The sequence below is a fragment of the Amorphus suaedae genome (genome assembly GCF_053629675.1).
This window is the reverse complement of sequence record NZ_JBRJIT010000001.1, coordinates 375470-388423: the sequence shown is the minus strand read 5'-3', so window position 1 is coordinate 388423 and position 12954 is coordinate 375470. Positions and strand designations below refer to the sequence as shown.

Genomic DNA, 12954 nt, shown 5'->3' with positions numbered 1-12954 from the left:
AACGTCGATGTTGCCCAGTGGCCCGGCGACGCCGGCGAGGGCGAGAAGGGCTGCCCGCTCCTGCGGATCGGCGGCGATGACCTCGAGCGGCCAGCAGGTGCAGGTGAGCTACTGTCCGATCCCTGGACAGATTTGCGGGTGGTTCAAGCTGCTCTCCGTGCCCGAGACCGATGCCTGCCTTGGCCTGCGACCCGGTCTCCCATGCGTGCAGTCAGACGCATTCATACGGCATGGCCCAGCCACTCAGGCGGCCCACTGCGCGGGTCGCCCCGATCAGGCCGGGCGTTTCGGTTTGCGGGGCTTGTGTTTCGGCGGTTTGCCGCGATCGGCGGGCGGGGCCTGGTGCTTGTGGCCTGGCTTGTGGCTGGGCTTGCCGGCCGGCCTGAATTTCGGTTTCGCGGTCTTCGGCCTTGCGCCCGCCTCGCCCGCCGGCGCGATCAGGATGCCGCGCTCGAGGCCGCCGGGCTGCCTGAGCTTTTCCGCGAAAGCGGCGGCCTTGTCGGCGGAGATCTCGAACCGGGTTTCGGTGTCGTCGATCCGGATCGCGCCGACGTCGCGTTTCGTCACGCCGCCGGCGTTGCAGATCATCGGCAGCAGGAATTTCGGATCGGCGCGGTGCTTGCGCCCGAGCGAGATGGTGAACCAGACGCCGTTCTGCATGTCGGGCCCGCGCGGCTCGCGAGCCGACGCGGGGTTGTCGGCGAACCGGTTGTCGCGACCGGACGACCTATCCACGAGCGCTTCAGTGGGAAGCGGCAGCAGGTCCTCGGGCACGGGGTGGGCGGCCAGCTGCTGGCGCAGGAACGCCGCCGCGATACGCCGCGGCCCCACCCGGTCGAGGAGTTCGGCGACGAATTCCGCCTCGGCCTCGTCGGGCTCGGCGGCAGAGGCGGCGGCATCGGTGATCTGCCGGCGGTAGCGCGCCTCGATCTCGGCGATGCCGGGCGCGGCGCGGACGGTCGCCGTCAGCTTCGCCAGCGCAAGCACCTTGCGAACCGCGCCCCGCCGGTTTTCCGGAACGATGAGCACGCAGACGCCCTTTCGGCCGGCGCGGCCGGTCCGGCCAGACCGGTGCAGCAGCGTCTCCGGGTTGGTCGGCACGTCGGCGTGGACCACGAGGTCGAGGTTCGGGAGGTCGATGCCGCGCGCCGCGACATCGGTCGCCACGCAGACGCGCGATCGTCCGTCGCGCATGGACTGCAGCGCATTCGACCGCTCCGACTGGGCCATCTCGCCCGACAGCGACACCACCGCGAAGCCGCGATTGGCCAGCCGCGCGGTCAGATGGCGCACCGCTTCGCGCGTGTGGCAGAACACCAGGGCGCCCGAGCTGTCGGTATCGAGCAGCGTGTTGATGATGGCGTGTTCGCGCTCGTCGCGCCTGACCAGCATCAGCTGGTATTCGATGTCGGCATGCTGGTCGGTGGACGCGGTCGTCTCGATGCGCACCGCGTTCTTCTGGACGGTCCTGGCGAGCTCGGCGATGCCGCGCCGCACGGTCGCGGAGAACAGCAGCGTCCGGCGCTCCTCAGGCGCGGCGCCGAGGATGAATTCCAGGTCGTCGCGAAAGCCGAGGTCCAGCATCTCGTCGGCCTCGTCGAGAACCACCGCGCGCACGGCGCCGAGGTCCAGCGCGCCCCGCGTGATGTGATCGCGCAGGCGTCCGGGGGTGCCGACGACGAGATGGGCGCCCCGCTCGAGCGCGCGGCGTTCGGTGCGCATGTCCATGCCGCCCACGCAGGTCGCGATCCGGACCCCGGCTTCCGCGTAGAGCCAGTCGAGTTCCCGCTGGACCTGAATGGCAAGCTCGCGCGTCGGCGCGATGACCAGACCGAGCGGCGCGGCGGCATCGTCGAAACGCGCGGCGCCGCCAAGCAGCGTCGACGCGATCGCGATGCCGAAGGCGACCGTCTTTCCCGAGCCCGTCTGCGCCGAGACGAGCAGATCGGCCTCGCCGTGACCTCCGGTCGTCATCGCCAGCTGAACCGGCGTCAGCTCGCTGTAGCCTTTCGCCGCGAGGGCGGAGGCGAGCGCCGGATGGATGGCGGCGAGCGGGGATGCGGCGTTGGAATCGGGATTCGGCGTCATGATCACTACCTTTGCGAACCGCCAGATACCATCATGTGCGCGCTGTGGGCAGCGATAGTTCGCCGGAGTGCCCGCTCCTGGGATGCCGGGCCGACGACGACACCCGGCGAAACGCACCGGCGGGCGGAGCCGGGAGGCGATACGGTGAGCGATCCTTTTTGCGGCTATACCCGACGGCGGACCGCCAGCAGGCCGGCGCAGACGATGAGGGCGATGCCGACGGCGGCCTGGGCATCCGGCAGTTCGCCGAAGAAGATGGCGCCCCAGACGGCTGCGAAGCCGACATAGGCGAAGTCGTAGGAGGCGATGACCGACGGGCGGCCGAGCTGGTAGGCGATCGCCGCGCCGACGCTGCCGATGATGATCGCCGCCGTCAGGATCGCCATGGCGCCCCACTCCATGCCGCCCATGGGCGTCCAGGCGCCGGCGAGGTAGCCGTCGCCCTCCCCGCCCAGATATCCCCACAGGGTGCCCGCGACGCCGACGAGCACGAAGGTGACGTTGAGGGTCACCGACAGCGCGAGCGGATGCTCGTAGCGGCACTTCGTCCGCGTGAGGATCATCGCCAGCGCGTAGAGGATCGCCGAGACGAGCGGCAGCAGCACCCAGGCGTTGAAGTCGCCGGCGCTCGGGTCGAGGATCAGCACGACGCCGACGAAGCCGAGCGCGATGGCCGCCCAGCCGAGGCGGCCGACCCGTTCGCCGAGCAGCAGCGCCGAGAACAGGCAGATGAAGATCGGCAGTGTGTAGTACGCGGAAGCGGCGATCGACAGCTTCAGGTGCGGCAGGGCGGCGTAGTAGAGCACCCACATGGCCACCAGCAGCAGGCTGCGGACCACCGACCAGGCGGGGCTGCGCAGCCTGAGCGCCTTGAGGCCGGCGCGGCCGCGGCGGAGCGCGATCAGGACCAGCAGCGGGATCGCCAGCAGCGAGCGCAGCACGAAGATCTGCCAGAGCAGGAAATCCGTGCTGACCCGCTTGATGACCGCATCGCCGAACGACAGCGCCGCGACGGTGAACAGGATCGTCGCGATCGCGACCGCCGTGTTGTCGGCGGCCGGGGACCGCCGCCCGGCTGCCGTCATCCTGCCGGCTGCAGGGCTTCCACGAAGCCGATCGGCGCCCCCTGCCCCGGGCTCACCAGTTCGCCCTGCCACATCACCCGGATGCCGCGCACGATGGTGCCGACCGGCCAGCCGGTGACGGTGCGGCCGTCATAGGGCGTCCAGCCCGCCTTGGTGGCGATCCACTCGTTGGTGATGGTCTCGCGCCGCTTCAGGTCGACGACGGTGAAGTCGGCGTCGTAGCCGAGCGCGATGCGGCCCTTGCGGGAAATGCCGAAGATGCGCTGGGGCCCGGCGCTGGTGAGGTCCACGAACCGCTCCAGCGTCAGCCGGCCATTGGCGACGTGATCGAGCATGACCGGCACCAGCGTCTGCACGCCCGGCATGCCCGACGGCGAGGCCGGGTAGGACGCGGCCTTCTCCTCCAGCGTGTGGGGGGCGTGGTCGGAGCCGAGCACGTCCACCAGGCCGTCGCGGATGGCGGCCCAGATCCGCTCGCGGTGGGAGGCGTCGCGCACCGGCGGGTTCATCTGCATGAGCGAGCCGAGCCGGGCGCTGTCCTCGTCGACGGCGAGCGTCAGGTGGTTCGGGGTCACCTCGAGCGTCGCCACGTCCTTGTGGTCGACCAGGAAGTCCATCTCCTCCGCGGTGGAGATGTGGAGGACGTGCACGCGCCGGCCCGCCTTGCGCGCCGCGCCGACGAGGCGACGGGTGGCCATCAGGGCCGCCTCCGGATCGCGCCACACCGGGTGCGAGGTGGGATCGCCCTCGACGCGCAGGCCCTTCCGGTCGCGCAGGCGCGGCTCGTCCTCGGCGTGGACGGCACAGCGGCGCGAGATCGCGCGCATCACCTTGTCCAGCGTCGCATCGTCCTCGACCAGCAGCGTGCCGGTCGAGGAACCCATGAAGATCTTGATGCCGGCCGACCCGGGCAGCCGCTCGAGCGCCGGCAGCGCATCGATGTTCTCCGCCGTCGCGCCCACCCAGAACGCGAAGTCGCACGACATGCGGCCCGTGCCGCGACGGACCTTGTCGGCGAGCGTTTCGGCGGTGGTGGTGTTCGGCGCGGTGTTGGGCATCTCGAAGACGCCGGTGACGCCGCCGAGCACGGCCGCGCGAGCGCCGGATTCCAGGTCTTCCTTGTGCTCCAGGCCGGGCTCGCGGAAATGGACCTGGCTGTCGATGACGCCCGGCAGGATGTGGAGGCCCCGGCAGTCGATGGTTTCCGCCGCGACCGCGCCCGACAGCGCGCCGATGGCGGCGATGCGGCCGTCGATGACGCCGATGTCGGCTTCCTCGCGTCCGCTGGGGGTCACCACGATTCCGCCGCTGAAGACGGTGTCGAATGATCCGCTCATGGGGATGCCTGCCTTGCTCCGGTTCCGATTCCGCCGGGCTTATAGCATGATGGGGGGAAGGTTCACGTCCCGACGCATCGATTCGCTCACGGCGGCGTTTGCTTGCCATTCCCGGATGGCGGCCCAACTTACGCCCTTCGGGAAACCGGCCGCTCGCCGCGAAGAGATCTGGTCGAACGTGCCGCAACCGAGTTTGCGCCGCCTTGCCGGGCGGTGGTGTAAGTCGACCGCCGTCTGGCGCGACGGTCACGAGGGAGCATCCGATGTCGGGTCAATACATCTCGGAGCTCGACGATCGGGCGATCATCCGCGTCGCGGGACCTGACGCGCGCCAGTTTCTCCACAACCTTCTGACCAGCGATCTGGAAACGCTCGCCGACGGGCACGCGCGCTACGGCGCGCTGCTGACCCCGCAGGGCAAGGTGCTGGTCGACGGGTTCATCATGGCCCACCACGACGGCTTCCTGATCGACCTGCCGCGCGCCTCGGCCCCCGACTTCCTGAAGCGCCTGCAGGTCTACAAGCTGCGCTCCAAGGTGGAGCTGAGCGACGCGACGGCGGACTTCCGCGTCTACGTGCTGTGGGGGGTCGAAAGCGCCCCGATGCTGCCCGGCGCGGTGGTGCGCGATCCGCGGCTCGCGGCGCTGGGCTGGCGGGCGCTGGTGCCGCGCGCCACCACCATGGCCGGCGCCCACGTGTCCGGCTTCACCCGCACCAACGCGGGCGCCTATCACGCCCACCGCATCGCGCTCGGCATCCCGGAATCGGGGCGCGACTTCGTGCTCGGCGACACCTTCCCCCACGACGCCGACATGGACCAGCTTTCCGGCGTCGACTTCACCAAGGGCTGCTACGTCGGCCAGGAGGTCGTCTCGCGGATGCACCACCGCGGCACGGCGCGGCGCCGCATCGTCAAGGTGCAGGGCGTCGAGACGCTGCCGCCGCCCGGCGCGCAGATCATCGCCGGCGACCGGCCCATCGGCACGCTCGGGTCCACCGCCGGCCAGACCGGCCTGGCGCTGGTGCGGCTCGACCGGGCCAAGGCCGCCATGGATGCCGGCCAGGTGATTTCCGCCGATGGCCACCCGATCACCCTGTCGCTGCCCGACTGGGCCAGGTTCGGCTGGCCGGAAGCCGAGCCCAGCTCGGCGTGAGGCGGACCGCCCGACATGGTTGACGTGCCCGGCGCCCCGCCCCGGGCCTGGCAGCGGATGCTGTCCGGCCGGCGGCTCGACCTGCTCGATCCCTCGCCGCTCGACATCGAGATCGAGGACATCGCCCACGGGCTGGCCCGCGTCGCCCGGTGGAACGGCCAGACGGTGGGCGACCACCCCTACTCCGTCGCCCAGCACTCGCTGCTGGTGGAGCATCTCGCCGGCAAGCTCGATCCCCGCATCGGCGCCGAGGCGTGCATGTCGGTGCTGCTGCACGACGCGCCGGAATACGTGGTGGGCGACCTGATCTCGCCGTTCAAGGCGGTGCTGGGCGGCAACTACAAGGAGGTGGAGCACCGGCTGCTCGCCGCCATCCGGCTGCGCTACGCGCTGCCGCCGGTGCCGAGCGCGGCGGTGGCCGACCTCACCAAGCAGGCGGACCGGGTCGCGGCGCGCTACGAGGCGACGCGGCTGGCCGGGTTCGAGGAAACCGAGGCGCGGCGCTATTTCGGGCCGCTCGGCAAGCTGAAGCCGACGCGCGAGATCGAGGCGTTCCTGGTGCCCTGGCCGACGGGCGAGGCGCAGGCACGCTTCCGCGACCGCTTCCTGATGTACGAGCGGGCACGCCCGGCGCGGACCGGGTGACATATTGATTTCCCAATCGGCGTGTAGCTGTTTTCCACCGGAGCCCTGCCGGAAAGGTCGACCCGACCCGAACGGCAATCGCTCCCCGCGGGCCGGTTCCCCGACGGGCGGCCGGGTCGCCGGAGGGAGGCCAGCCCGCCGCCCGAACCAAGGACCGATCGACCGATGATCTACGTCACCTCGCTGGCGCGCCTGCATGAAACCGTCGAGCGGACCGGTGCCCGGCACGTCGTGACGCTGATCAACGACGGCACCGCGGTGGTGCGTCCGGACAGCGTGCCGGAGGAGAACCACCTGTTCCTCGGCTTCAACGACATCACCCAGGCGATGGACGGCATGACGCCGCCGGCGGCGCACCACATCGACCAGTACATCACCTTCCTGGAGAGCTGGGACCGCACGACGCCGCTGGTGGTGCACTGCTTCGCCGGCATCAGCCGGTCGACGGCGGCGGGCTTCATCGCGGCCTGCGCGCTGCAGCCGGAGCGCGACGAGCAGGAGATCGCCTGGGAGATCCGCAAGGCCTCGCCAAGCGCGACGCCGAACGCGCTGCTGGTGGCGCTGGCCGACGAACGGCTGGGGCGCGACGGCCGCATGAGCGCCGCCGCCAAGGCCATCGGCCGGGGCGCCGACGCCTACGCCGGCGAGCCCTTCCTGATCGCCATCGGCTGAGCGGCGGCCGGCTTCGCCTCGCACGGGCGTTCGGCGGCCTCGGCAAGGCCCGTCTCCAGCTCCTGCAGCAGCTCCCAGAGCTGGTTGCGGCGCTCGGTGCCGAGCGTCCGGCCGATGGCGCACTCCACCCGCTGCCAGGCCGGGATGGCGCGCTGGTAGGCGGTCTCGCCCGCCTCGGTCAGCACCAGGCGGCGCTCGCGCCGGTCGGCGGAATCGCAGTCGGACACCCAGCCGAGCGCCTGCATCCGGTCGATGGTGCGCGACAGCGTGGTGCGGTCGGTGGCCAGCAGATCGGCCAGCGTCGACAGGGTGCGGGCCGAGGAGCGGCTGAGCTCGGCCAGCACGGAGAACTGCACGATGGAGACGCCGCTCGCGTCGAGCGCCGTCTCGTAGGCCTGGGTCGCACGCCGCGCGGCCTTGCGCAGGCGGAACGCCGTGCACGCCAGTTGTCGATTGCCCTCGCTCAACGCTGCGAACTCCTCTGAGGCGGTCGATCGGGGCGGCGCACGACGCCATTGCGCGCGCCCGCCACTCCGTCAATATAGGTGCCGTAACAACTAATGTCCGGCTAACGCGATGACATCCAGGTATCCTGCGCCGTTCGCCACAGGCGGGGTCGGCGTCCTTCCCCTGGCCGAACTGCCGGCGCTGACCGGGCTGGAGCAGCTCCAGCGCATCGTCGACGGACGGTTTCCGGCGCCACCGATGGCCGCGCACCTGGACTTCCGGCTGGTCGAGGTGGCCGAGGGCCGGGCCCGGTTCGAGGGGACGCCGCGGGCCGACTTCTACAATCCCCTCGGCACCATCCATGGCGGCTGGGCGGCGACGCTCCTGGATTCCGCGCTCGCCTGCGCCGTGCACACGACGCTTGCCGCCGGCGAGGCCTACACGACGCTGGAGATCAAGGTGAACATGGTCCGGCCGATCTTCGACACGTCCGGGCCGCTGACCGCCGAGGGCACCGTCGTGCATCGCGGCCAGCGCACCGCCACGTCGGAGGCCCGCCTCGTCGACGCCTCCGGCCGCATCCACGCCCACGGCAGCACGACCTGCCTGATCGTGCCGATTGGGTGACGCGGACGGCTCAGCCGACCTCGACGATCAGCCGGCCGCGCACCCGCCCGGCGAGGATCTCCTCGGCGTTGGGGATGATCTCCTCGAAGCCGATGGTCGACGACAGGCGGGTCAGCCGGTCGCGGTCGAGGTCGCGCACCAGCCGCTCGTAGGCCTCGATGCGGAGGCGCTTCGGGGCCATCACGGAATCGATGCCGAGCAGCGACACGCCGCGCAGGATGAACGGCGCCACCGAGGCCGGCAGATCCATGCCGCCGGCAAGCCCGCAGGCGGCCACCGCGCCGCCGTAGCGGATCATCGACAGGGCGTTGGCGAGCGTCTCGGAGCCGACGGTGTCGACCGCGCCGGCCCAGCGCTCCTTGGCGATCGGCTTGCCCGGACCCTGCAGCTCGGCGCGGTCGATCACCTCGACGGCGCCGAGGTCCTTGAGGTAGCCCTCCTCCTCGCGGCGGCCGGTGGCGGCAACCACGTCGTAGCCGAGGCGCGCGAGCAGCGAGACGGCGACCGAGCCGACGCCGCCGGCGGCGCCGGTGACCAGTACCGGGCCGCGCTCCGGCACGATCCCGTGGCGCTCCAGCGCGATGACGCACAGCATGGCGGTGTAGCCGGCGGTGCCGATCGCCATCGCCTCGTGGCCGGTGAGATCGGCCGGGCGGTGGATCAGCCACTCGGAGCGCACGCGGGCCATGCCTGCGTAGCCGCCCATGTGGGTCTCGCCGACGCCGAAGCCGTTGAGCAGCACCTTGTCGCCGAGTTCGAAGTCGGCGCTGTCGGAGGCCGCCACCGTGCCGGTGAAGTCGATGCCGGGGATCATCGGGAAGCGCCGCACCACCGGGCTCTTGCCGGTGACGGCGAGGCCGTCCTTGTAGTTGACGGTGGTCTGCTCGACGCGGACGGTGACGTCGCCCTCCATGAGGTCGTCGACGCCGATCTCGCGGATCTCCGGCGGGTTCTGCCGCTTGGCGTCGGCGTCCTTGGTGATCCAGATCGCCTTGAAGCGTTCCATGCGCGTCTCCTCCAGGGGGCGTTTCGCTCTCCCCCGGTTTAGCGGCCCGGCACGACGACGCAAGGGGCGCCGCCCGACGGGCGACGCGGTTGCCTTCGGGGCAGCCGTCGCTCCGTGGAGGAGAGACGCGCTAGGCGGCCGGCTGGAGCCGGGGCGCCGGGGCGTCGCGGATCGGCAGGTGGACGAGGCCGGCGAACAGGCCGAGCGCGATCGAGATCCACCAGATGATGTCGTAGGAGCCGGTGCGGTCGTAGACCACGCCGCCGAGCCAGACGCCGAGGAACGAGCCCACCTGGTGGGAGAAGAACACGAAGCCGAACAGCGTCGCCATGTAGCGCGAGCCGAACATCACTGCCACGAGGCCGGAGGTGAGCGGCACCGTCGACAGCCAGAGCAGCCCCATTCCGGCGGCGAACAGCAGCACGCTCACGGGCGACACCGGGAACGAGATGAACGCCAGGATGACGGCCGCGCGGGCGACGTAGAGGATCGACAGCGCGTAGGCCTTGGAATAGCGCGCGCCGATGGCGCCGGCGCCGAGCGAGCCGACGATGTTGAACAGGCCGATCAGCGCCAGCGCCCAGCCGCCGAGCATCGGGCTCATGCCGAGGTCGGTCAGGTAGGCCGGCAGGTGGACGGCGATGAAGGTGACGTGGAAGCCGCAGACGAAGAAGCCGAACACCAGGAACACGTAGCTGCGGTAGCCGAACGCCTCGCCGAGCGCCTCGCGGAAGGTCTGCGGCGGGGCGCTGAGATCGACCGGCGCGCGGCCGCGCATGGCGTAGGCGAGCGGGATCATGCCGAGCACGATGACGGCGAGCACGACCAGTGCCTGCTGCCAGCCGACGCCGTCGATCAGCGCCTGGCTGAGCGGCCCGAAGAAGAACTGGCCGAACGAGCCGGCGGCGGTGCCGAGGCCGAAGGCGATCGAGCGCTTCGCCGGCGACACGGAGCGGCCGAAGGCGGCGAGCACGATGGTGAACGAGCCGGCGGCGAGACCGACGCCGATGAGGAGGCCCATGCCGAGCTGCAGCATCAGCGGCGACGCCGCGATGCTGGCGACGTAGAGGCCGGCCGCGTAGAATATGCCGCCCACCACCAGCACCCGGCCGGTGCCGTATCGGTCGGCGATGCCGCCCATGATCGGCTGCGCGATGCCCCAGACGAGCTGCTGCAGCGCCACCGACAGCGCGAACGTCTCGCGCGTCCAGCCGCGCGCCTCGGTCATCGGTCCGAGGAACAGGCCGAAGCCCGAGCGTTCGCCGAGCGACAGGGCGGCGATCAGGCAGCCGCTCACGATGATCAGGGGAAGCGGGACGGCCAGCTTCGGTGCGGTCGACGACGCGGTACTCACTGGCGGTTCCCCCGGCTTCTGCCCCGACACGCGCCCGTCCGGATCGTCCGATCCGAGCGGGACAGCGCCCGGCGCTCTTATTAGGCGCTATGACACCTATCTATACGCCCGATCGGGGGAACCGAGTCACGAAACTTTGTCATGGGTTTCATCGGAAACGTGCATGGGTCGGCGCCCGGCATCGGCCCCGCCCGTCGCTTCCCGAAGGCGGGACCTCAGGTCCAGTCGCCGCCGTAGGTCAGGTAGAAGACGTGCTGACCGATCCGCTCAACCCGCTTCATGGTCGGCGCCCAGGCCGGCCGCACGTAGGTCGCGTGGTAGTGGGTGGAGGCACCGATGTCCGGCAGCCACATCTTGCCGCTGGAGTAGCCCTCGGCGATTTCCATGGCCTGGGTCCACGAGGCCTGATCGGTGACGACATCGCGGATCCGGTCGCAGGCGAAGGAGAACTGGCAGCGGTTGAGCCAGCCCTTGTTCTGGTAGACGACGCCGCAGACGGTGTCCGGATAGGCCGGGTTCTTCACCCGGTTGACCACCACCTGCGCGACGGCCATCTGGCCCTCGCGCAGTTCGCTGCGCGCTTCGAAATAGACGGCCTCCGCAAGGCACTTCACCTGGCGGGCGTCGGTCATGTCCTTGGGCAGCGGCCGGTCGGACCACCAGTGGTCGAGCGGACCGGTCTGCCGGGCGGTGCCGGCGCTGCCGCCGAGCAGCGCCTCGAACGGGGCGTTGAGGTCGCCGCCGCCTTCCGGGGCATAGGCCGACGCCAGCGAGGCGCTGGTCGCGGCGGTCGCGGCGGCGAGAATGCGGGCGTCCTGGATTGCCTGATCGGCCTTGCCGGTGCCCGAGGCGAGCAGGCTGGTGGCGCCCGGCGCCTGGTCGAACGGCATCGGCCGCACGAAGGCGACGCGCGGGAAATCCTGGACGGTGCCGGGGGTGATCAGGTTGACGGCGGTCGCGACCGCGCCGGAGCCAAGGGCCCGCAGGTCGACGGAGGCGGTCATGGTGGTGAGGAGATTGCCCTTGGTGTCGGCGCGGCTGCGCACCGGCAGGTCGCCGGCCGCCACGGCCCCGCCCCCGTCGGCGAGCGCCAGCGTCTCGAAGCCGTCGATGCCGGCGACCGCCACCTGCGTTCCGCCACCGGGCCGCTCCTCGCCGCGCGCGAACGGCCGCGCATAGACGAAGGTCGGTTCGATCTGGGAGCCGTAGGGCGCCGCGACGACGCGCGCCAGATAGCGCGGCGCGTCCTGCTGGGCGAGCATGTAGGCGAGGATGTCGGCCTGTCCGACCTGCCCGCCGAGGGCGACGACGAGACCTGCGGCAAGACCGAAACGGCGGAGCGCAGGCCGGACCGACGCCCGACGGCGCCGCTTCTTCGCTGGGAAACGCAAAACGGATTCTCCCGCAGATACGGCCGGATAGTCACGGGAAACGGCACCTGCCGACCCGCGAATGACACACACATGGTGTGGTGTCAGGGTTGCCATCTGGTTAAGCGGAACCGTAATTTTTGATGGACCGTCCGGGAGCCGCGCCCGGAAACGGCCAATTCCCCGATCAGCCCCGACCGGAGAGCCGTGCCGACAGCATCAGGCTGGCGGCGGCGATCTGCGCGAACGGCGTGTCCGCAGCGTCCGCCCCGGCATTTGCCCGCCACGCCATCAGACCCTCCCGGCCGAAGCGATCGCGCAACACGTCGCGCACCCAGGCCTGCTCCTGGGCGTCCCGGCGCAGCACCAGCCGCCCGCCCTCGCCGAGCCAGGCCCGGTGCTCCTGAAGCGCGGCGGCGAGATCGTCGAAGCCCGACCGGTCGGCCGAGGAGATCATCAGCACCCGGGGGCGCCAGCCGTCGGTTTCGGCGGCCAGCGACAGCGCGCCTTCCACGTCGGCCCGCGCCCGGCGGGCGGCGACGCCGAGGTCCGACTTGGTCACCGCGATGACGTCGGGCAACTCCATCACCCCGGCCTTCATGAACTGGAGCGAATCGCCGGAGCCGGGCTGCACGCAGAGGAGCACGCTGTCGGCGACGAGCGCGATGTCGGCCTCCGACTGGCCGATGCCGACCGTCTCGACGATGGTGAGGTCGTAGACCGCGCGCATGACGACGGTCGCGGCGATCGCCGCGTCGGAGAGGCCGCCCAGCCGGTCGCGGGCGGCGAAGGAGCGGATGAAGATCCCCGCGTCCTCGGGATCGGTGCGCAGGCGCGTGCGGTCGCCCAGCAGCGCGCCTTGGGTCCGCCGCGAGGACGGATCGACGGCGATCACCGCGACGCTTTCGCCGCGGCCGCGCGCCTCTGAGATCAGGACGTTGGTGAGGGTCGACTTGCCGACGCCCGGCGGACCGGTGAGGCCGAGGACCCGGCCGCGCGGATCGGCCCGCGCGGCGTCGAGAAAGGCGGCATGGCGGACCGTGCCGTCTTTCGTCTCGATGGCGGCGAGCGCCCGGGCCACCGCCGGCTTGCCGCCGGTCCGGATTGCCTCGAGCGTCGGCGCGGGCGCCATCACCCTGCCCCGGCGGTCACGCCCGGAGGGAGCGACG

At 71.2% G+C, this 12954-nt stretch carries 12 protein-coding genes; 4 read left to right on the top strand and 8 right to left on the bottom strand.

The window, feature by feature from the left end; all coding sequences use genetic code 11:
• Window positions 1–273 precede the first annotated feature (273 nt).
• The 3 genes from AB7M35_RS01760 to AB7M35_RS01750 form a co-directional block, all read right to left on the bottom strand.
• Window positions 274–2088 carry a DEAD/DEAH box helicase gene (locus AB7M35_RS01760; RefSeq protein WP_453956740.1) on the bottom strand — a complete coding sequence of 605 codons (1815 nt, stop codon included), beginning with the start codon at window positions 2086–2088 and terminating at the stop codon, window positions 274–276.
• A gap of 164 nt (window positions 2089–2252) precedes the next feature.
• Complete coding sequence (locus AB7M35_RS01755) at window positions 2253–3173, bottom strand: DMT family transporter (RefSeq protein WP_453956738.1); 921 nt, start codon at window positions 3171–3173, stop codon at window positions 2253–2255.
• Entirely contained in the window at window positions 3170–4510 is a 1341-nt protein-coding gene (locus AB7M35_RS01750) for a dihydroorotase (RefSeq protein ID WP_453956737.1), read from the bottom strand. The genes AB7M35_RS01755 and AB7M35_RS01750 overlap by 4 nt, the downstream gene beginning before the upstream one ends.
• A gap of 263 nt (window positions 4511–4773) precedes the next feature.
• Here AB7M35_RS01750 and ygfZ point away from each other — a divergent pair, with 263 nt between their 5' ends.
• The 3 genes from ygfZ (at window position 4774) to AB7M35_RS01735 (ending at window position 6981) form a co-directional block, all read left to right on the top strand.
• Window positions 4774–5664 (top strand): CAF17-like 4Fe-4S cluster assembly/insertion protein YgfZ, encoded by an 891-nt coding sequence (gene ygfZ / locus AB7M35_RS01745; RefSeq protein WP_453956736.1) that lies wholly within the window; start codon window positions 4774–4776, stop codon window positions 5662–5664.
• A 15-nt stretch (window positions 5665–5679) separates the two neighbouring features.
• Window positions 5680–6309: an HD domain-containing protein gene (locus AB7M35_RS01740; RefSeq protein WP_453956734.1), complete on the top strand. Its 630-nt coding sequence runs from the start codon at window positions 5680–5682 to the stop codon at window positions 6307–6309.
• Between the two features lie 165 nt (window positions 6310–6474).
• A complete protein-coding gene (locus AB7M35_RS01735; RefSeq protein WP_453956732.1) occupies window positions 6475–6981 on the top strand; it encodes a tyrosine phosphatase family protein in 507 nt (168 codons plus the stop codon).
• Here AB7M35_RS01735 and AB7M35_RS01730 read toward each other — a convergent pair.
• Window positions 6945–7448, bottom strand: a complete 504-nt coding sequence (locus AB7M35_RS01730; RefSeq protein WP_453956731.1) for a MarR family winged helix-turn-helix transcriptional regulator — start codon at window positions 7446–7448, stop codon at window positions 6945–6947. The genes AB7M35_RS01735 and AB7M35_RS01730 overlap by 37 nt on opposite strands.
• A 109-nt stretch (window positions 7449–7557) precedes the next feature.
• On the opposite strand from AB7M35_RS01730, the gene AB7M35_RS01725 reads away from it, so the two are divergent.
• A complete protein-coding gene (locus AB7M35_RS01725; protein WP_453956730.1) occupies window positions 7558–8055 on the top strand; it encodes a PaaI family thioesterase in 498 nt (165 codons plus the stop codon).
• A 10-nt stretch (window positions 8056–8065) separates the two neighbouring features.
• Here the strand turns inward: AB7M35_RS01725 and acuI are convergent, their stop codons facing one another.
• The 4 genes from acuI to AB7M35_RS01705 form a co-directional block, all read right to left on the bottom strand.
• Window positions 8066–9061: an acrylyl-CoA reductase (NADPH) gene (gene acuI, locus AB7M35_RS01720; protein ID WP_453956728.1), complete on the bottom strand. Its 996-nt coding sequence runs from the start codon at window positions 9059–9061 to the stop codon at window positions 8066–8068.
• A 130-nt stretch (window positions 9062–9191) separates the two neighbouring features.
• Window positions 9192–10415, bottom strand: coding sequence for an MFS transporter (locus tag AB7M35_RS01715; RefSeq protein WP_453956726.1), 1224 nt, complete (start codon window positions 10413–10415; stop codon window positions 9192–9194).
• Window positions 10416–10630: 215 nt separating this feature from the next.
• On the bottom strand, window positions 10631–11806 hold the full coding sequence (locus AB7M35_RS01710; RefSeq protein WP_453956724.1) for a cell wall hydrolase: 1176 nt from the start codon (window positions 11804–11806) through the stop codon (window positions 10631–10633).
• A gap of 166 nt (window positions 11807–11972) precedes the next feature.
• Window positions 11973–12917, bottom strand: a complete 945-nt coding sequence (locus AB7M35_RS01705; protein ID WP_453956722.1) for an ArgK/MeaB family GTPase — start codon at window positions 12915–12917, stop codon at window positions 11973–11975.
• Between the last annotated feature and the right edge of the window lie 37 nt (window positions 12918–12954).